18 protein-coding genes and 1 pseudogene are annotated in these 19,877 nt (G+C 55.9%); 6 read left to right on the top strand and 13 right to left on the bottom strand.

Annotation, left to right across the window (positions count from 1 at the left end):
- Position 1: 1 nt before the first annotated feature.
- Positions 2-2,080: a YccS/YhfK family putative transporter gene (locus tag ABLU67_RS00805; protein WP_014839675.1), complete on the top strand. Its 2,079-nt coding sequence runs from the start codon at positions 2-4 to the stop codon at positions 2,078-2,080.
- Here ABLU67_RS00805 and ABLU67_RS00800 read toward each other — a convergent pair.
- From ABLU67_RS00800 to ppiA, 5 genes are all read right to left on the bottom strand, one after another.
- On the bottom strand, positions 2,070-3,290 hold the full coding sequence (locus tag ABLU67_RS00800) for an aspartate aminotransferase family protein (protein ID WP_116280689.1): 1,221 nt from the start codon (positions 3,288-3,290) through the stop codon (positions 2,070-2,072). The two genes, ABLU67_RS00805 and ABLU67_RS00800, sit on opposite strands and share 11 nt — an antisense overlap.
- An 89-nt stretch (positions 3,291-3,379) precedes the next feature.
- Entirely contained in the window at positions 3,380-3,943 is a 564-nt protein-coding gene (gene pabA, locus ABLU67_RS00795; protein WP_014227049.1) for an aminodeoxychorismate synthase component 2, read from the bottom strand.
- Positions 3,944-3,974: 31 nt separating this feature from the next.
- Entirely contained in the window at positions 3,975-4,577 is a 603-nt protein-coding gene (locus ABLU67_RS00790) for a putative adenosine monophosphate-protein transferase Fic (protein ID WP_009654847.1), read from the bottom strand.
- On the bottom strand, positions 4,567-4,734 hold the full coding sequence (locus ABLU67_RS00785) for a YhfG family protein (RefSeq protein ID WP_004854887.1): 168 nt from the start codon (positions 4,732-4,734) through the stop codon (positions 4,567-4,569). Before ABLU67_RS00785 ends, ABLU67_RS00790 begins: the two co-directional genes overlap by 11 nt.
- A gap of 108 nt (positions 4,735-4,842) precedes the next feature.
- Positions 4,843-5,412, bottom strand: coding sequence for a peptidylprolyl isomerase A (gene ppiA, locus ABLU67_RS00780; RefSeq protein ID WP_004854889.1), 570 nt, complete (start codon positions 5,410-5,412; stop codon positions 4,843-4,845).
- A gap of 277 nt (positions 5,413-5,689) precedes the next feature.
- Here ppiA and tsgA point away from each other — a divergent pair, with 277 nt between their 5' ends.
- Positions 5,690-6,874, top strand: a complete 1,185-nt coding sequence (gene tsgA / locus ABLU67_RS00775) for an MFS transporter TsgA (RefSeq protein ID WP_004854892.1) — start codon at positions 5,690-5,692, stop codon at positions 6,872-6,874.
- Here the strand turns inward: tsgA and ABLU67_RS00770 are convergent.
- Positions 6,871-8,193: a cytosine deaminase gene (locus tag ABLU67_RS00770; protein ID WP_348852107.1), complete on the bottom strand. Its 1,323-nt coding sequence runs from the start codon at positions 8,191-8,193 to the stop codon at positions 6,871-6,873. The two genes, tsgA and ABLU67_RS00770, sit on opposite strands and share 4 nt — an antisense overlap.
- A gap of 240 nt (positions 8,194-8,433) precedes the next feature.
- Here ABLU67_RS00770 and nirB point away from each other — a divergent pair, with 240 nt between their 5' ends.
- The 4 genes and pseudogenes from nirB to cysG all read left to right on the top strand — a co-directional run bounded on the left by nirB (position 8,434) and on the right by cysG (position 13,259).
- Positions 8,434-10,977: an NADPH-nitrite reductase large subunit gene (nirB, locus tag ABLU67_RS00765; protein ID WP_348852106.1), complete on the top strand. Its 2,544-nt coding sequence runs from the start codon at positions 8,434-8,436 to the stop codon at positions 10,975-10,977.
- Positions 10,974-11,300, top strand: coding sequence for a nitrite reductase small subunit NirD (gene nirD, locus ABLU67_RS00760; protein ID WP_004854898.1), 327 nt, complete (start codon positions 10,974-10,976; stop codon positions 11,298-11,300). Before nirB ends, nirD begins: the two co-directional genes overlap by 4 nt.
- Before the next feature lie 208 nt (positions 11,301-11,508).
- A pseudogene (locus tag ABLU67_RS00755) lies at positions 11,509-11,778 on the top strand (formate/nitrite transporter family protein); the annotation flags it as partial.
- Between the two features lie 107 nt (positions 11,779-11,885).
- Entirely contained in the window at positions 11,886-13,259 is a 1,374-nt protein-coding gene (gene cysG, locus ABLU67_RS00750; protein ID WP_048263504.1) for a siroheme synthase CysG, read from the top strand.
- 89 nt (positions 13,260-13,348) lie between these two features.
- Here the strand turns inward: cysG and trpS are convergent, their stop codons facing one another.
- The 7 genes from trpS to aroK form a co-directional block, all read right to left on the bottom strand.
- Entirely contained in the window at positions 13,349-14,353 is a 1,005-nt protein-coding gene (trpS, locus tag ABLU67_RS00745; RefSeq protein WP_064374808.1) for a tryptophan--tRNA ligase, read from the bottom strand.
- A 3-nt stretch (positions 14,354-14,356) separates the two neighbouring features.
- Entirely contained in the window at positions 14,357-15,106 is a 750-nt protein-coding gene (gene gph / locus ABLU67_RS00740; protein WP_025107839.1) for a phosphoglycolate phosphatase, read from the bottom strand.
- Positions 15,099-15,776: a ribulose-phosphate 3-epimerase gene (rpe, locus tag ABLU67_RS00735; protein WP_004126039.1), complete on the bottom strand. Its 678-nt coding sequence runs from the start codon at positions 15,774-15,776 to the stop codon at positions 15,099-15,101. The genes gph and rpe overlap by 8 nt, the downstream gene beginning before the upstream one ends.
- Positions 15,777-15,793: 17 nt before the next feature.
- The gene (gene dam, locus ABLU67_RS00730) at positions 15,794-16,621 is read right to left on the bottom strand and encodes an adenine-specific DNA-methyltransferase (RefSeq protein WP_014227055.1); all 828 of its coding nucleotides are present in this window, start codon (positions 16,619-16,621) and stop codon (positions 15,794-15,796) included.
- Between the two features lie 78 nt (positions 16,622-16,699).
- On the bottom strand, positions 16,700-18,001 hold the full coding sequence (gene damX, locus ABLU67_RS00725) for a cell division protein DamX (RefSeq protein WP_049070367.1): 1,302 nt from the start codon (positions 17,999-18,001) through the stop codon (positions 16,700-16,702).
- Between the two features lie 84 nt (positions 18,002-18,085).
- Positions 18,086-19,180 (bottom strand): 3-dehydroquinate synthase, encoded by a 1,095-nt coding sequence (gene aroB / locus ABLU67_RS00720; RefSeq protein WP_048263507.1) that lies wholly within the window; start codon positions 19,178-19,180, stop codon positions 18,086-18,088.
- Positions 19,181-19,234: 54 nt separating this feature from the next.
- Positions 19,235-19,756, bottom strand: a complete 522-nt coding sequence (gene aroK, locus ABLU67_RS00715) for a shikimate kinase AroK (protein WP_004106441.1) — start codon at positions 19,754-19,756, stop codon at positions 19,235-19,237.
- Between the last annotated feature and the right edge of the window lie 121 nt (positions 19,757-19,877).

Below are 19,877 nucleotides of genomic sequence, written 5' to 3'. Positions count from 1 at the left end.
CATGTGGCGCAGGCTGATTTACCACCCGGAAGTCAACTATGCACTGCGGCAAACGCTGGTGTTGTGTCTGCCGGTTGCGATTGGGCTTCTGCTCGGTCATCTCCAGCAGGGGCTGCTGTTTTCTCTAGTTCCCGCCTGCTGCAACGTTGCCGGGCTGGATACGCCGCATAAACGCTTCTTTAAACGCCTGATTATCGGCGGCAGCCTGTTTGCCGGCTGTAGCCTGATCGTTCAGCTCCTTCTGCAGCGAGACATCCCTTTGCCGCTGATCCTCACGGGTCTGGCGCTCATCCTCGGCGTCACCGCCGAAATCAGCTCCCTGCACGCTCGGCTGCTGCCCGCCTCGCTTATCGCGGCTATTTTTACCCTCAGTCTCGCTGGCAATATGCCGATCTGGGAGCCGCTGTTAATCTACGCCATGGGCACCTTATGGTATGGCGTGTTTAACTGGTTCTGGTTTTGGCTGTGGCGCGAACAGCCGCTGCGCGAATCATTAAGCCTGCTCTACCGGGAGCTGGCCAACTACTGCGAGGCCAAATACAGTCTGCTTACCCAGCATACGGACCCCGCCACATCGCTGCCGCCGCTGCTCAACCGCCAGCAGAAGGTGGTGGATCTGATTACCCAGTGCTATCAGCAGATGCATATGCTGGCGGCTAACCAGCGCAGCGATCACAAACGCCTGCTGCGCGCTTTCCAGGTTGGACTGGACCTTCAGGAACATATTTCCGTCAGTCTTCATCAGCCGGAAGAGGTGCAGAAACTGGTGGAGCGCAGCCACGCGGAAGCGGTGATTCGCTGGAACGCGCAAACCGTTGCCGCCCGCCTGCGGGAGCTGGCGGACGATCTCCTCTACCACCGTTATCCTCAGCGCTTTCAGATGGATAAACAGATCGGCGCGCTGGAAAAAATCGCCTGGCAGCATCCGGATAATCCGGTTGGCCAGTTCTGCGCCTGGCACTTCAGCCGCATTGCCAGGGTTCTGCGCACCCAGCGCCCGCTATACGCGCGTAACCTGATGGCGGATAAAACCCGCCGCCTGCCGCTGCTGCCCGCGTTGAAAAACTATCTGTCGCTTAAGTCGCCGGCGTTACGAAACGCGGCGCGTATCAGCGTGATGCTGAGCGTCGCCAGCCTGATGGGCAGCGCGCTGCATCTGCCTAAGCCCTACTGGATCCTGATGACCGTGCTGTTCGTGACGCAAAACGGCTACGGCGCAACCCGGGTACGTATCGTCCATCGGGCTGCCGGAACCATTGCGGGACTGGTCATTGCCGGGCTCACGCTGCACTTTCACGTTCCTGAAGGCTATACGCTGACCGCGATGCTGTTCATCACGCTGTTAAGCTATCTGATTATCCGCAAGCACTACGGCTGGGCGATGGTCGGGTTTACGGTGACGGCGGTGTACACTCTGCAGCTGCTCACCCTGAACGGCGAGCAGTTTATCATCGCCAGACTGATTGATACGCTGATTGGCTGTCTGATCGCCTTCGGCGGAATGGTCTGGCTATGGCCACAGTGGCAAAGCGGGCTGCTGCGCAAAAATGCCCACGATGCGCTGGAAGCCGATCAGGAAGCGATCAGGCTGATCCTCAGCGACGATCATCAGGCCCCGGCGCTGGCCTACCAGCGCATGCGCGTTAATCAGGCGCATAACGCGCTGTTTAACTCGCTGAATCAGGCGATGCAGGAACCCGGCTTTAACTCGCACTATCTGGAAGACATGAAGCTGTGGGTGACCCACAGCCAGTTTATTGTCGAGCATATTAACGCGATGACCACCCTGGCGCGCGAGCACAATATGCTGACGCCGGATCTGGCGCAGCGTTATCTGGAATCCTGCGAGATTGCGCTCCAGCGCTGCCAGCAGCGGCTGGATTCCGACGGGCCGGGCAGCGCGGGGGATGTGAACATTATGGAAGCGCAGGATGCGGAGGTTCCTCGCGGCCCGCTCAGTACGATGGAGCAGCATTTGCAGCGCATCCTCGGGCATCTGAACACCATGCACACCATTTCATCGGTGGCATGGCGTCAGCGTCCGCATCATGGCATCTGGCTGCGCGCCACTAAGCGCTAAGCACCCGCTCAACCGCCAGGGCAAAGCGCGCCATGCCTTCAGCAATATCGCTATCATCAATCACCAGCGACGGTACGAAGCGCATCACGTCCGGTCCGGCATTGAGCACCATGACGCCCGCCTCTGCGGCGGCGTAGAGGAAATCGCGCGCCTTCCCGTGATACTGCAGCTTCAGCTCGGCGCCGATAAGCAGACCCATGCCGCGAATATCGCTGAACAGATCGAACCGCGCGTCAATGCGCTGAAGGTGCTCAACAAACAGCTCGCGCTTCGCGGTGACGCCGTCCAGCACTTCCGGCGTGTTAATCAGATCGAAGGCCGCTCCGCCGACCGCGCAGGCCAGGGGGTTACCGCCGTAGGTTGAGCCGTGAGAACCGGCGTGGAAAGCGCTGGCGATATCATGGGTGGTCAGCATCGCGCTGATAGGGAAGCCGCCGCCAAGCGCCTTGGCGCTGGTCAGAATATCCGGCGTCACGCCGTAGTGCATATAGGCAAACAGCGAGCCTGTACGCCCCATACCGCACTGTACTTCATCAAACACCAGCAATGCCTGGTGCTGGTCGCAGAGATCGCGCAATCCTTGCAGGAATTCCGGCGTCGCCGCCGTCACTCCGCCTTCACCCTGAATCGGCTCGACCACCACCGCGCAGGTATGATCGTCCATCACGGCTTTCACCGCGTGTAAATCGTTAAACGGCACGTGAACGATATCGGCCGGTTTCGGCCCAAACCCGTCGGAATATTTCGGCTGACCGCCGACGGAGACGGTGAAAAGCGAGCGACCGTGAAACGCATTATGGAAAGCGATGATTTTGGTTTTGTACGGGCTATGGCGGGTCACGGTGTAATGGCGAGCCAGCTTGAAAGCCGTTTCGTTAGCTTCCGTACCGGAGTTCATAAACACGACGCGATCGGCAAAAGTCGCATCCACCAGCTTCCGCCCGAGTCGCAGGGCCGGTTCGTTGGTAAAAACGTTGCTGGTATGCCACAGCTTTTCACCCTGCTCATGCAGTGCCGCCACCAGCGCCGGATGGCAATGACCGAGCGCGGTCACGGCAATCCCACCGGCGAAATCAACGTACTCTTTACCCTGCTGATCCCATACCCGGCTTCCCTTACCCTTCACCGGAATAAATTCTGCCGGTGCATAAATCGGCAAAATGACCTCATCGAATGTAGCGCGGGTGATTGCCGGTTGTTCAGTTGCCATGTGGTGCCCATCCTTTACGTTATGCAGCAATGATTATGATAATCTAATCACAAAATATGCATAAAAAATCAACTCATGGCAACTACAAATCACCGATTGAGGAAGTTTGCCAGCAGCTGGTGGCCCTGCTCGCTGAGAATACTCTCCGGATGAAACTGCACGCCCTCGAGATCGAACACGCGGTGGCGAATGCCCATGATCTCTCCCTCTTCGCTGCGGGCGGTCACCTCAAAGCATTCAGGCAGCGTTAGCGGATCAATGAGCAGGGAGTGGTAGCGGGTCACCGTAAGCGGGTTATTCAGTCCAAGGAACACCCCTTGGCCGGTATGGCTGACGGGGGACGTTTTCCCGTGCATGACTTTGGCGGCTCGTACGATAGCGGCGCCGAAAACCTGGGCGATGGCCTGATGGCCGAGGCAAACGCCTAAGATCGGCGTTTGGCCGGAAAAATGGCGGATCGCCGCCAGTGAAATCCCGGACTCATCCGGCGTACAGGGGCCCGGCGAGATAACGATTTTCGCTGGCGCCAGGGAAATAATGTCCGCTAACGTCAGCTCGTCGTTACGCCTGACCAGCACTTCCGCCCCAAGTTCGCAGAAATACTGGTACAAATTCCAGGTGAAAGAATCGTAGTTATCGATAAGCAGGATCATAGCGGCTCCGGGAACAAAGAACCGCGCTATTCTACTCAGTTTCCGTCGCTTCGCTTACCACTTTGCGAAATATCGTCCGCAGTGGAGAAAGGTCGCCCATCGCTCCGCTCTGGTTGGCCTGGTTCCACGCATCGACCGCAATATCGCGCCAATCCAGCGTATAGCCCGCATGGATAGCCAGCTGCTCAAAGAAAATGCGTTGCGCCATGCCGTTACCGAGACGGAAAGGATGCAGGACGTTAATTTCGCAGTAGTAATGAGCAAGACGTTCAATGAATTTATCCTGCGCGAGGCCCACCAGATAACCTTCCTCTTCAAGATCCTGAAGCAGCGCGTTTCCCTCTTTTTCGATATAGGCAAAATGGCAGAAACGGGTGTCGCCCTGATAGATATCCACTTCACGCAGCTGCCCTGCCCAGTCGAAGACATCCTGATAGAGCTGGCGATGAATAGCGCAGAGATGAGGCAATCCCCGCACCAACGGCCCGAGTTCAATGGTTGCCGCGCGTAAGGCGGTCAGCTCCCACGCCGCCTGCTCAAGTCGCTGAGCCTGGCGAATTCCCAGGCGGTTGCGCATCACCTTAAGACCGGGGTAGAGATAGGGGTCCCGCCCCTCGCCGAATTTATCGCTCATAGTGACTCCTTAACGCCGCAATGCGCGCCAGGGCTTCTTCGGGGGTAAGGGTTATCAGCGGAACATCGACGCCCTCCAGCCGTCGGCTGGCCTGAAAATTCACGTTACGTCGATCCTCCCAGAGACGGGATTTCTGTTTTTCGGTGAGCTTTTTCATTTAACACCTCCCTGACGCGTCCGCAGTTGCCACAAGTATAAGCGGCAAAAAACGATTTCGCAGGGAAGCGGGGGCTGCGCGGGTACGGGTTACCCGCGCAAAATAAAATTACGGCAGAACTTTTGCGGAAAGGATCACGATAGGTTTGGACGGTACATTCTGATACGGGCCAACGTTATGGGTCGGCACCTGAGAAATCTTATCCGCCACGTCCATACCTTTAACGACTTTACCAAACACCGCATAGCCAAAATCACGCTGGCCATGATCGAGGAAGGCGTTATCCGCAATATTGATAAAGAATTGGCTGGTGGCGCTGTCCTGATCGGCGGTACGCGCCATGGCGATGGTGCCACGCGTATTGCGCAGGCCGTTGTCGGCTTCGTTTTTAATCGGTGGATTAGGCTGTTTCTGCTGCATCTGCTCGTTAAAGCCGCCGCCCTGCACCATAAAGCCCGGGATCACCCGGTGAAAAGTGGTGTTGTTATAAAAGCCGCTGTTCACGTACTTGAGGAAGTTATCCACCGAGATCGGTGCTTTCTGGCTATTCAGCTCAAGCTCAATATTGCCCGCAGACGTGGTCAGCAACACATGGGGATCCCCTTTTGCCGCCATGGCCGGGGAGAATGCTGAAATGGCGAAAACGGCAGCCACCGCCGCGAGAGTTGATTTGAGCATGGAAATTCCTTAACGGAGCAGAATAAAAACCGAGTGCTTTGATTCTAAAGAGCCTTTGCATCCTGGGCCAGCCTTTTACCTAATTTTACTTAGCTGAAACAGTTGTAACGGTGGGCCTGGCGATCGGCCAAATAGATAAATGTGATATTAGTCACACTAAGAATTGCAAAAAGATATAAATTTCAGAATAAACGTTTGCTTGAATCACGCTAACGCATAAAATCTGTCCGCCCGGCGCAGAGTCAACGCGCTTTACATTTCTATTCACAGGCCAGTCATGACTAACAGCAATCGTATCAAGCTCACATGGATCAGCTTCTTCTCCTACGCCCTGACCGGCGCGTTGGTGATTGTCACCGGGATGGTGATGGGAAATATCGCAGATTATTTTCATCTGCCCGTTTCCAGTATGAGCAACACCTTTACTTTCCTTAATGCCGGTATCCTGATCTCTATCTTCCTGAACGCCTGGCTGATGGAAATTGTTCCGCTGAAAACCCAGCTGCGTTTTGGCTTTATCCTGATGGTTCTGGCCGTCGCGGGTTTAATGTTCAGCCACAGCCTGGCGCTGTTTTCCGCTTCGATGTTCGTGCTTGGCCTGGTCAGCGGGATTACCATGTCGATTGGTACCTTCCTGATCACCCATATGTATGAAGGCCGTCAGCGCGGAGCGCGTCTGCTGTTCACCGACTCCTTCTTCAGCATGGCGGGGATGATCTTCCCGATGCTGGCCGCTTATCTGCTGGCGCGCAGCATCGAATGGTACTGGGTTTATGCCTGCATCGGCCTGGTCTACGTCGCTATTTTCATTCTGACCTTCGGCTGCGAATTCCCGGTATTGGGCAAAAAAGCCCTGCAGGATAGCCAACCGGTAGTGAAAGAGAAATGGGGTATCGGCGTGCTGTTCCTCTCCATCGCTGCGCTATGCTACATCCTCGGTCAGCTGGGCTTCATCTCCTGGGTGCCGGAATACGCCAAAGGCCTGGGCATGAGTCTTGGCGACGCGGGTAAACTGGTGAGCGATTTCTGGATGTCGTACATGATCGGCATGTGGTCTTTCAGCTTCATCCTGCGCTTCTTCGACCTGCAGCGTATTCTGACCGTGCTGGCGGGCGTAGCGACGGTACTGATGTATCTGTTTATCAACGGTTCGCCGGAGCATATGCCGTGGTTTATTCTGACCCTCGGCTTCTTCTCCAGCGCCATCTATACGTCGATCATCACCCTGGGTTCACAGCAAACCCGAGTGTCGTCGCCGAAGCTGGTGAACTTCATTCTGACCTGCGGCACCGTGGGTACTATGCTGACTTTCGTCGTGACCGGCCCTATCGTTGCCGCCAGCGGTCCGCTGGCAGCGCTGCATACCGCTAACGGCCTCTATGCCGTGGTGTTTGTGATGTGTCTGATCCTCGGCTTCGTCTCCCGCCACCGTCAGAACAACGCGGCAGCGGAATCGCACTAAGCCTCAGGCCCCTTTGTTCCGGCAAAGGGGCTATTTCGGGTAAAGAACAGCTCCTCCCCGCCCCGATCCATCTGAACCCAGGTTTGCGCCAGCTGCGTGGTGGCAATGACTCTCCCCTGGCGGATTGACCAACGCACCGGAACCTGACAACGCACGGCCTCAAACCCGTTTTCCGCGGGCAGAATCACCAGATTCGCCGTGTTCCCCGTCGCAATACCGTAATCGCTCAGGCCAAACGTGCGCGCGCTATTTTCCGTGACCAGCTTCAGTCCCTCGTTAATCTGCTGATAGCCCATCATCTGGCAAACGTGCAGACCCATGTGCAGCACCTGCAGCATATTGCCGGTCCCCAGCGGATACCAGGGGTCAAATACATCGTCATGGCCAAAGCAGACGTTAATGCCCGCCGCCATCAGCTCCTTCACGCGCGTGATACCGCGACGCTTCGGATAGTCGTCAAAGCGTCCCTGGAGGTGAATATTGACCAGCGGGTTAGCGACGAAGTTAATGCCGGAGAGCTTCAGCAAACGAAAAAGACGTGACGTATAGGCGCCATTGTAGGAGTGCATCGCGGTGGTATGGCTGGCGGTTACTTGCGGACCTATCCCCTCTTTTAACGCCAGGGCCGCCACGGTTTCAACGAACCGCGACTGTTCATCATCAATTTCATCGCAGTGGATATCCAGAGGCCGCTGATACTTTTTCGCCAGACGGAAAGCGATGTGCAGGGATTCCACGCCATATTCGCGCGTAAATTCAAAATGCGGAATCGCGCCCACCACGTCGGCACCCAGACGCAGCGCCTCTTCCAGCAGGCCCTCACCATTGGGGTAGGATAAAATGCCCTCCTGGGGGAAGGCGACAATCTGCAGCTCTACCCACGGCGCGACCTCCTGCTTTACCTCGAGCATGGCTTTGAGCGCGGCCAGCATCGGATCGGAAACATCAACGTGGGTACGAACAAACTGGATACCGTTGGCGATCTGCCACTTCAGCGTCTTCCACGCGCGGGCTTTAACGTCCTCATGGCTCAATAAAGCCTTACGCTCCGCCCAACGCTCAATCCCTTCAAACAGCGTCCCGGACTGGTTCCAGTTCGGCTCTCCGGCGGTTTGGGTCGTATCAAGGTGGATATGCGGCTCAATAAAAGGGGGGATGGCCAGTCCGCCGCGGGCGTTCAGCACTTCAAAATTCTCTTTGCGCGCCTCCCCCATAGGGGTGATATCCCCGAAGCGCCCCTTGTCTATCGCTATCTGCCATAACCCTTCGCGATCGGGCAGACGAACGTTCTCAATTAACCAAAGCGGCGCTGCTGTCATATCGATGACTCCCGTAATTGTTGCTGAAGTTTTACTCAACCCGCCGTGGGTATCCGTTGCTAATTTTGTACATAAAAAAAGCAAAAAGGAAAAGCCAGCGTTTTCCGTTACTTATAAAAATACTGACAAATCATAAACATACCACTTAAGTAGTAGGTAAAGGTGTAATTGATTTGCATCAATAAGTGTCGCGGCTGAATCGTTAAGGTAGGCGGTAATATAAAAGAAATCGAGGCAAAAATGAGCAAAGTCAGACTCGCTATCATTGGTAATGGTATGGTCGGCCACCGCTTTATTGAGGACCTTCTTGATAAATCCGACGCCAGCCTGTTCGATATTACCGTCTTCTGTGAAGAACCCCGTATCGCCTACGACCGCGTGCACCTCTCCTCCTACTTCTCTCACCATACCGCCGAAGAACTCTCTTTGGTACGGGAAGGTTTCTACGAGAAGCACGGCGTTAAGGTGCTGGTCGGCGAACGCGCCATCACCATCAACCGCCAGGAGAAGGTTATTCACTCCAGCGCGGGCCGTACCGTTTTCTATGACAAGCTGATTATGGCAACCGGCTCCTATCCGTGGATCCCGCCGATAAAAGGTTCTGAAACTCAGGACTGCTTTGTTTATCGCACCATTGAAGACCTGAACGCGATTGAAGCCTGCGCCCGTCGCAGCAAGCGCGGCGCCGTCGTCGGCGGCGGTTTGTTAGGCCTCGAAGCCGCGGGCGCGCTGAAAAATCTCGGCGTTGAGACCCACGTGATTGAATTCGCACCCATGCTGATGGCGGAACAACTGGATCAGATGGGTGGCGAACAGCTACGTCGCAAGATTGAAAGCATGGGCGTGCGCGTGCACACCAGTAAAAACACCAAAGAGATCGTTCAGGAAGGTACCGAAGCGCGTAAAACCATGCGTTTTGCCGACGGCAGCGAGCTGGAAGTCGACTTTATCGTCTTCTCTACCGGTATCCGCCCGCGCGATAAGCTGGCCACCCAGTGCGGTCTGGAAGTCGCTCCGCGCGGCGGCATCGTGATTAACGACGCCTGCCAGACCTCTGACCCGGATATCTACGCCATCGGTGAATGCGCCAGCTGGAACAACCGCGTTTACGGCCTGGTCGCCCCGGGCTACAAAATGGCTCAGGTTACCGTTGACCATATCCTCCAGACCGAAAACGCCTTTGAAGGCGCGGATCTCAGCGCCAAGCTGAAGCTGCTGGGCGTTGACGTCGGCGGCATTGGCGACGCTCACGGTCGTACGCCGGGCGCGCGCAGCTACGTTTACCTCGACGAAAGCAAAGAGGTCTACAAACGCCTTATCGTCAGCCCTGACAACAAGACCCTGCTCGGCGCGGTGCTGGTGGGCGATACCAGCGATTACGGCAACCTGCTGCAGCTGGTGCTGAACGCCATAGAACTGCCGGAAAACCCCGACTCGCTGATCCTCCCAGCGCACGCGGGCAGCGGTAAGCCGTCCATCGGCGTCGATAAACTGCCGGACAGCGCGCAAATTTGCTCCTGCTTCGATGTCACCAAGGGCGCATTGATTGCCGCCATTAATAAAGGCTGCCACACGGTGGCGGCGCTGAAGGCGGAAACCAAAGCCGGTACCGGCTGCGGCGGCTGTATCCCGCTGGTGACTCAGGTGCTCAACGCCGAACTGGCGAAACAGGGCATCGAAGTTAACAATAACCTGTGCGAGCACTTTGCATACTCCCGTCAGGAACTGTTCCACCTCATCCGGGTGGAAGGCATCAAAACCTTTGAAGAGCTGCTGGCGAAACACGGTAAAGGCTACGGCTGTGAGGTTTGTAAACCGACCGTGGGCTCGCTGCTGGCTTCCTGCTGGAACGAATATATCCTCAAGCCGCAGCATACCCCGCTGCAGGATACCAACGACAACTTCCTGGCCAACATCCAGAAAGACGGCACCTACTCCGTTATCCCGCGCTCTGCGGGCGGCGAAATCACGCCGGAAGGCCTGGTGGCCGTCGGCCGTATCGCCCGCGAATTTAATCTGTACACCAAGATCACCGGCTCTCAGCGTATCGGCCTGTTCGGCGCGCAAAAAGACGATCTGCCGGAAATCTGGCGTCAGCTGATCGACGCGGGCTTCGAAACCGGTCACGCGTATGCCAAGGCGCTGCGGATGGCGAAAACCTGCGTAGGCAGCACCTGGTGCCGCTACGGCGTAGGCGACAGCGTGGGTTTCGGCGTCGAGCTGGAAAACCGCTACAAAGGCATTCGTACGCCGCATAAAATGAAGTTTGGCGTCTCCGGCTGTACCCGCGAATGTGCGGAAGCCCAGGGTAAAGACGTCGGCATCATCGCCACTGAGAAAGGCTGGAACCTTTACGTCTGCGGCAACGGCGGCATGAAGCCGCGCCACGCGGATCTGCTGGCAGCGGATCTTGACCGCGAAACGCTGATGAAATACCTCGACCGCTTCATGATGTTCTACATCCGTACCGCCGACAAACTGACCCGTACCGCACCGTGGCTGGATAACCTGGAAGGCGGCATCGATTATCTGAAGTCGGTCATCATCGACGACAAGCTGGGCCTGAACGAACATCTGGAAGAAGAGATGTCCCGCCTGCGTGCAGCGGTAGTCTGCGAGTGGACGGAAACCGTTAACACCCCAGCGGCCCAGGTGCGCTTTAAACACTTCATCAACAGCGATAAGCGCGATCCGAACGTCCAGGTGGTCCCTGAGCGTGAACAGCATCGCCCGGCCACGCCGTACGAACGTATCCCGGTAACTCTGGTGGAGGAAAACGCATGAGCCAGTGGAAAAACATCTGCAAACTCGATGACATCCTGCCGGAAACCGGCGTCTGCGCGCTGTTAGGCGACAAACAGGTGGCGATTTTCCGCCCCTATCACGGAGACCAGGTGTTTGCGATTAGCAATATCGACCCGTTCTTTGAATCCAGCGTCCTGTCTCGCGGCCTGATCGCCGAACATCAGGGCGAACTGTGGGTGGCCAGTCCGCTGAAAAAGCAGCGCTTCCGCCTGCGCGACGGCCTGTGTATGGAAGATGAAAGCCATTCGGTGGCGCACTATGAAGCCCGAGTGAAAGACGGCGTCGTGCAGCTACGCGGTTAATCACTTTACGGGAGGCGCAACGCCTCCCTTTTTTTTGCATTTTTTTCTTCAATTGATGGCACAACGTCATTTCTACTGCATCGCGAAGGCAGCTAACCAAGAGCCAGCGCAAGGGATGAGGTGCTAAAGGAACTCCTATGTTTACGGACACAATAAACAAGTGCGCGGCCAACGCCGGGCGCATTGCGCGCCTCTCGGCCAATCATCATTTATTGCTATCTGGTGGTGTCTGCTGGCGTTAATCGCGTCCGGCTATGAGCACTCCGTCGCCAACATGACGCTGTTTGCCCTCTCCTGGTTTGGCCATCATAGCGATGCCTACACGCTTGCGGGAATCGGTCACAATCTGTTATGGGTAACACTCGGCAATACTTTGTCCGGTGTCGTATTTATGGGATTGGGTTATTGGTATGCTACGCCGCAATCGGAGCGCCCCGCCCCGGAAAAAACTAACGAGACTAAGAGTCTGGCTCAGTAGACGTAATCGGTGCAGGCAGGTTGAACATTGCCCAGGTTCAACCTGATAAATAAGATAGCCTGATAGCCAGATTCTAAGGCTGCTGCCAATAATTAAGAGGGAATGTCGTGGACCATTTGCCTATATTTTGCCAATTACGCGATCGCGACTGCCTGTTAGTCGGCGGCGGCGATGTGGCTGAACGTAAAGCTCGTCTGTTACTGGACGCTGGCGCCAGATTAACGGTCAATGCCCTGGATTTTGTGCCGCAATTCCAGGTATGGGCCGATGCAAACATGCTGACCCTGGTTCAGGGCGAGTTTAATCCTGCTCTGCTGGATAACTGCTGGCTGGCCATTGCCGCAACCGACAACGAAGTGGTTAATCAACGAGTCAGCGCGTCAGCGGAAGAAAGACGAATATTCTGTAACGTGGTCGACGCCCCTCAGCAGGCCAGCTTTATTATGCCGTCGATTATCGACCGCTCGCCGCTGATGGTGGCCGTCTCATCCGGCGGCACCTCGCCGGTTCTGGCGCGCCTGCTACGCGAAAAGCTGGAATCAGTTTTACCGCTGCATTTAGGCCAGCTGGCCCACTACGCAGGTCAGCTGCGCTCAAGAGTAAAGAAACAGTTTGCCACCGTCGGCGAGCGCCGACGCTTTTGGGAGAAACTGTTTGTTAACGACAGGCTGGCGCAGTCGCTGGCCAACGAGGACCGCCAGGCCGTCGCTGACGCCACGGAGCAGCTGCTGACCGAGCCGCTGGATCATCGCGGTGAAGTGGTACTGGTGGGCGCCGGCCCCGGCGACGCCGGACTGCTGACCCTCAAAGGCCTGCAGCAAATACAGCAGGCCGATGTCGTGGTTTATGACCGCCTGGTCTCCGACGATATCATGAATCTGGTGCGCCGCGATGCCGACCGGGTCTTCGTGGGTAAACGCTCGGGCTACCACTGCGTACCGCAGGAAGAGATTAACCAGATTCTGCTGCGCGAAGCCCAGGGGGGGAAACGCGTTGTACGACTGAAAGGCGGCGATCCGTTTATCTTTGGCCGCGGCGGCGAAGAGCTGGAAACCTTGTGCCATGCCGGTATTCCGTTCTCCGTTGTACCGGGCATTACCGCGGCCTCAGGCTGTTCCGCCTACTCGGGCATTCCCCTGACCCACCGTGATTTTGCCCAGGGCGTGCGCCTGGTCACCGGTCACCTTAAGACCGGCGGCGAGCTGGACTGGGAAAACCTGGCGGTTGAAAAGCAAACCCTGGTGTTTTATATGGGCCTGAACCAGGCCCCGGCGATCCGGGAAAAACTGATTGCCCACGGCATGGCGGCGGATATGCCCGCAGCCATCGTTGAAAACGGAACGGCGATAACGCAGAAGGTTGTCACCGGCACGTTAGAGCAATTGGATATTCTGGCCCAGCAAATGGCCAGCCCGGCGCTGATTATTGTCGGCCGCGTGGTCGGCCTGCGCGATAAGCTAAACTGGTTCTCCAACCATTAATGACGCTGATGTAGCTCAAAACCGCTCACAAATTAAAAAGCCGGATGCATTGCACCCGGCTTTTTATTGCGCTGAGACCAGCAAATTGCTCAGGGCTTAGCGACGAAACCAATCGCTTCGTAAACCGCTTTCAGGGTAATGGAAGCGCGAGCGCTGGCTTTCTCTGCACCCTCTTTCATGACCTGATTGAGGAATGCTTCATCACCGCGGAATCGGTGATAGCGCTCCTGCAGTTCAGTCAGCATGCCGGAAACGGCTTCAGCCACTTCGCCCTTCAGGTGACCGTACATTTTGCCTTCAAAATGCTGCTCCAGCTCTGGAATGCTCTGTCCGGTAACGGCAGAGAGGATGTCCAGCAGGTTCGAGACGCCCGCTTTGTTCTGGATGTCGTAGCGAACAACCGGCGGCTCGTCGGAGTCGGTGACCGCGCGTTTGATCTTCTTCACCACCGATTTCGGGTCTTCCAGCAGGCCGATAACGTTGTTGCGGTTATCATCTGACTTGGACATCTTTTTGGTCGGCTCCAGCAGCGACATCACGCGCGCGCCGGATTTTGGAATAAACGGTTCCGGCACTTTAAACACGTCGCCGTAGATAGCGTTGAAACGCTGGGCGACATCGCGGCTCAGCTCCAGGTGCTGTTTCTGGTCTTCGCCAACTGGGACCTGGTTAGTCTGATACAGCAGAATGTCGGCAGCCATCAGTACCGGATAGTCAAACAGACCAGCGTTAATGTTTTCCGCATAGCGCGATGACTTGTCTTTAAACTGGGTCATACGGCTCAGTTCGCCGAAATAGGTGTAGCAGTTCAGCGCCCAGCCGAGCTGCGCGTGCTCCGGCACGTGGGACTGAACGAAGATGGTGCTTTTTTGCGGGTCGATACCGCACGCCAGATACAGCGCCAGGGTGTCCAGCGTGGCCTTACGCAGCTGCTGCGGGTCCTGACGAACGGTAATCGCGTGCTGGTCAACGATGCAGTAAATGCAGTGGTAATCGTCCTGCATGTTTACCCACTGACGCAGCGCACCCATATAGTTGCCAATGGTCAATTCACCGGAGGGCTGTGCGCCACTAAAAACGATGGGCTTAGTCATTTTTTATTCCTGAGTTTCACTGTACGGTAGCCCGAAAGCGGGCAAGAGTTCATTAAATTGGTCAAAGATATAATCCGGCTCGCTCAGCGAAATCGGCTCGCCGTAGTTGTAGCCGTAGGTCAGGCCGATCGAGCTGCAGCCCGCGGCCTTCGCGGCCTGAATATCGTTGCGCGAGTCGCCAACGAACAGCAGATCCGCGGGTGCCAGCCCCAGTTTCTCCGCGACCAGAAGCAGCGGTTCCGGGTGCGGTTTTTTGTTTTTTACATCATCGCCGCCGATAACAACGGTAAAATATTTCGCGATATCCAGCGACGCCAGAATCGGCGCGACAAACGGCGTCGGTTTATTGGTTACCAGCGCCAGCGGCAGGCCCTTTGCGTGCAGCGCGCCCAGCGTATCGGCAACGGCGGGAAACAAAAAGCTCCCCTCTTCCGCCACTTCGCCATAGTAGCGATCGAACAGCTTGCGCAAAATGGCCTGCTGTTCAGCCTGCGGGATATCGTCATGATCGACGGAAGGTTTACCCTGCGCCGCTCTCAGCGCCGCGCGCTCCTGACGGGCCCAGGTCAGAGCCCGCTGGATCAGAACGTCAGCGCCGTTGCCAATCCAGGTCACGACGCGCTCTTCGCCCGCCATCGGCAGTTCCAGCGCATACAGGGCGTTATCAACGGCAGCGGTCAATCCCGGCGCGCTGTCTACCAGCGTCCCGTCGAGATCGAACGCTACGCCGCGAATATTTTGTAACTTATCCATGGCTAACCTTTGCTAATTCGCTACGCATTTGATCGACCACTTTTTTGTAGTCAGGCTGATCGAAAATGGCCGATCCGGCAACAAACATATCCGCACCGGCTGCGGCAATCTCAGCGATATTGCTGACTTTTACGCCGCCGTCGACTTCCAGACGGATGTCGTAGCCGGATTCATCAATGCGACGACGAACTTCACGCAGTTTTTCCAGGGTGTGCGGAATAAAAGACTGACCGCCAAAGCCTGGGTTGACGGACATCAGCAGGATGACATCCAGCTTATCCATCACGTAGTCGAGGTAGCTCAGGGAAGTGGCCGGGTTAAACACCAGACCGGCTTTACAGCCGTGCTCTTTGATAAGCTGCAGCGTGCGGTCAACGTGTTCAGAAGCTTCCGGATGGAAAGTAATGATGCTGGCGCCCGCGGCGGCAAAATCAGGAACGATGCGGTCAACGGGCTTGACCATCAAATGCACATCAATCGGCGCGGTGATACCGTAATTTCGCAGTGATTTAAGCACCATCGGACCAATGGTCAGATTCGGCACGTAGTGGTTGTCCATCACGTCAAAGTGCACAACATCCGCACCCGCAGCCAACGCATTGGCGGTATCCTCGCCCAGACGGGCAAAATCAGCCGACAGAATCGAAGGGGCAATCAAATACTGCTTCATCCGCATCTCCTTGAAATTTATTTGGTCTTGGGCGGACGGTACAGAGCCAGAAGCTCGTCCACCTTCTTACGTGTACCACCGTTGCTGCTGATGCTGCGTCGAACCTTCACAATATGCGTCTCAGCGGCGTTTTTGTACCACTCCTCAGTGAGCGGCGTGCGATGGTTTGAAATCAGCACTGGAATGCGCTTTTTCATCAGCGATTCCGCCTTTTTAGCCAGCAGCTCCTGCTGCTCCTGGCTAAAGCTATTCGTATGATAAGCCGTAAAATTCGCCGTTGATGACAGCGGCGCATAGGGCGGATCGCAGTAAACAACGGAGCGGTTATCTGCCCGCTTCATGCACTCTTCATAAGATTCACAATGAAACTCTGCATGCTGCGCCTTCTCCGCGAAATGATACAGCTCAGCTTCGGGAAAATAGGGCTTCTTATAGCGACCAAACGGCACGTTAAACTCACCGCGCAGATTGTAGCGACACAGGCCATTGTAGCCATGACGATTCAGATACAGGAACAGCACCGCGCGACGCAGCGGCTCCTGACTCTGGTTGAACTCATCACGGAACCGATAATACTGCTCTGTGACGTTGTTCTCTGGCGTAAACATCTCACGCGCCGCCGTAACATAGTCATCGGTACGCAGCTTGACGATGTTATACAGACTAATCAAATCACTATTGATATCAGCGAGGATATAACGAGAAAAGTCGGTATTCAGAAATACCGACCCGGCGCCCACAAAAGGCTCAATCAAGCAGTCGCCCTGCGGCAAATGCTTCTTAATATCGTCAAGCAGGGGGTATTTACCCCCTGCCCATTTCAGAAAAGCGCGATTCTTTTTCATGCTGCCTAACTAATTACACATTCTCCGGCTGTGGAGAAAGCTCCGACAGCATCCTGCGCTTCAGACTACACTGCGGCATTATTTCAGGTCAGACTGAACCTGATGCAGCGGTTTTGCCCACGGATTTTTTGCCTGTACATCTGCTGGCAGCGTAGCAACAGCACGTTTCGCTTCATCTTTCGAAGCGTAGATGCCGCTCACCAGGACATACCAGGGCTGACCGTTACGCGTAGTCTCATAGACAACATATTTTTCCAGCTTCTCTTTCTTCGCCCAACTGTTGAGGTTGTTGTAGTTAGAAGAGCTGCTGAGCTGCAGCGTGTAGTGACCGGACGGCGCAGATTTCATCGAACTGACGTCACCCGCACTTTTACCCGCAGCGGCCGTAGCAGCCGGAGCGGCAGCGGCAGTTGCTGCTGGCGCGGTGGTCGCGGTCGCAGCAGGCGCGGTAGTCGCGGCTGGTTTGGCCTGGGCAGTTGCGGCAGGCTTAGTCGGCTGCGCGGCTGCCGGCGCCGTGGTCGCGACGTTTTCGACACGCTTAGGCTGGACCGCTGCCGGCTTCGGCTGGGTCGGCGCTTTCGCCGTGGCCTGCGGTTTCGGTTCGATAACCGTATGCTTACGCTCCGCCGGGCGCGGTGTCGCCGCCGTCTGACGCTCTGTCGTCGCCTGGCGCGGGGCCGCGGTGCCATTGCGCACTGGCGCAACGGTGGCTGGTTCAGTTGGCAGAGTAGAATTCGCGACCGCGCTATCAATCTGACCCTGCTGCTGGGTCAGCGCATTGTTCAGATCGCCCTGAACCTCAACGCGCTGCTGGCCTTGGGGTTCAGCCGTCGCCTGACCTTGAGTCGGGTTAGACGCGATAGGCGGCAGAGAAACATCCTGCGGCTGCGCGTTGTTTGCCGCTGATGAATCCTGAGCAGCAGGCTGGGTATTATTATTGTCCTGCTCGCCGGACAGGTTGATGCTCTTCTCGCCGGAAGCCGTTTGCTCGCTGGATGAGGATGGTGATTTCAGCGCGGAACCCACGCCAACGATCAGCAGCAGCAGAACGAGGATCCCCACGCCCATCATGATGTACTGACGGGAAGCCGGTTTCGCAGGCGCCTTCTTACGCTTACGAGGACGACGCTCAACCTGACGCTCTTCGTCATCGTCTTCGTCAGACTCTACTTCTTCTTCGTATTCTTCATACTGTTCTTCATCGCGCTCACGGCGTGCTTTGCTGCCGCGCGTCGGGCGACCATCGTCAGCATCATCAAGTTCGACATCATCAAAATTGATTTGCGGATCGGCATCACGCTCTGAAGACTGACGAGAACGACCAGTACGACGATCGCTGCGATCGGCTTTCATATCGTCTTCTGGTTTTAATTCATCCATTTAACACCCCACTAAAAGGCTTATGCTCACGACTATTGCACGTCACCCGAAATGATAACGCCGCGCGAACGCGGCCAGACCTTCTTATTGTTGCGCCTGCTGAGTATCAGCAATCGCGCCAAGAACAACATCATGCGGGACTCCGCCGCGTATCTCGCTCTTCCCTATCGCGAGGGGTAGCACCAGCCGCATCTCGCCCGCCAGCACCTTTTTATCACGCATCATATGGGGCAAATACGCCTCTGCTGCCATCTCCTGCGGGCCACTTACCGGCAAGCCAGCACGCCGCAGCAGATGAATAATGCGCTGCGTATCCTGCGGATTAAACCGCCCCAGACGTTCGGATGCACGCGCCGCCATCACCATACCGGCAGCGACCGCTTCACCATGTAACCAGTTACCGTAGCCCATCTCAGCTTCGATAGCATGACCAAAAGTATGGCCAAGATTGAGTAAAGCACGTAACCCGGTTTCGCGCTCGTCGGCGGCGACAACTTCAGCTTTCAGCTCACAGCAGCGACGGATACAGTACGCCATCGCTTTTTCATCCAGCGCCAGCAATGCATCAATATTATTTTCCAGCCAGTCGAAAAATTCGCCGTCAAGAATAACGCCGTACTTGATCACTTCAGCCAGGCCGGAAGAGAGCTCACGCTTCGGCAGCGTTTTGAGACAGTTAAGATCGACAACAACAGAAACCGGCTGCCAGAAGGCGCCAATCATGTTTTTGCCGAGAGGATGGTTGACGGCCGTTTTGCCGCCGACCGAAGAATCCACCTGCGACAGCAGAGTGGTAGGAACCTGAATAAAGCGCACGCCACGCTGGTAGCTGGCCGCTGCAAATCCCGTTAAATCACCAATCACCCCACCGCCGAGCGCCACTAACGTCGTGTCGCGGCCGTGTGGTTTTTGCAATAGCGCGGTAAAAACGGTATCCATCACCGCCAGGCTTTTAAACTGCTCGCCGTCGGGAAGAATCACGCTATCGACTTTTACGCCCGCTTGCTCAAGTACGGAGCGTACGGTATCCAGATAAAGCGGCGCCAGCGTTTCATTGGTGACCAGCATGACCTGGTCGCCTGATTTCAGTGGCAGGAAGGAAGCTGGATCGTTAAACAAACCAGCCGCGATGGTAATCGGGTAACTACGTTCCCCGAGGGTTACAGTAAGCCTCTCCATAACGCGACGTCCACCTCAGTTGCTTTTACTCTGACGCACTTTATTAAGCCAGAATCAGTTGCTTTCCAGCATATGAATAATCTGGTTTGCTACCACTTTCGCGCTTTGATCGTCAGTGCGGATAGTGACATCTGCAATCTCTTCGTACAGCGGATTGCGTTCATCCGCCAGCGCTTCCAGTACTTCGCGAGGCGGAGCATCAACCTGCAGCAAAGGACGCTTTTTATCGCGCTGCGTACGGGCAAGCTGCTTTTCGATAGTTGTTTCCAGGTAGACCACCACGCCGCGGGCGGAGAGACGGTTACGCGTTTCACGGGATTTTACAGAGCCACCGCCGGTTGCCAGCACGATTCCCTGTTTTTCCGTCAACTCATTGATGATTTTTTCTTCACGGTCGCGGAAGCCGTCTTCGCCTTCTACATCAAAGACCCAACCCACATCTGCGCCAGTGCGTTTCTCAATTTCTTGATCGGAATCGTAAAATTCCATGTTGAGCTGTTGGGCTAACTGGCGCCCAATAGTGCTTTTGCCGGCACCCATAGGCCCAACCAGAAAGATATTGCGTTTCTCTGCCATTTTTTCGGTACTACTAAGACTATTCGTTAATGGTAAACCCGCTTCGCAGACACCCAGCGCAGCAGGACATGAACTGAAACCTCATATGCAATTAGAGCGAGAGTCAGACTAAAAATTATCT

The organism is Klebsiella sp. GN_Kp190 (assembly GCF_040061795.1).
Lineage (GTDB): Bacteria > Pseudomonadota > Gammaproteobacteria > Enterobacterales > Enterobacteriaceae > Klebsiella > Klebsiella michiganensis.
The sequence above is the reverse complement of the archived record's forward strand: the minus strand, read 5'-3'. Positions and strand labels throughout refer to the sequence as shown.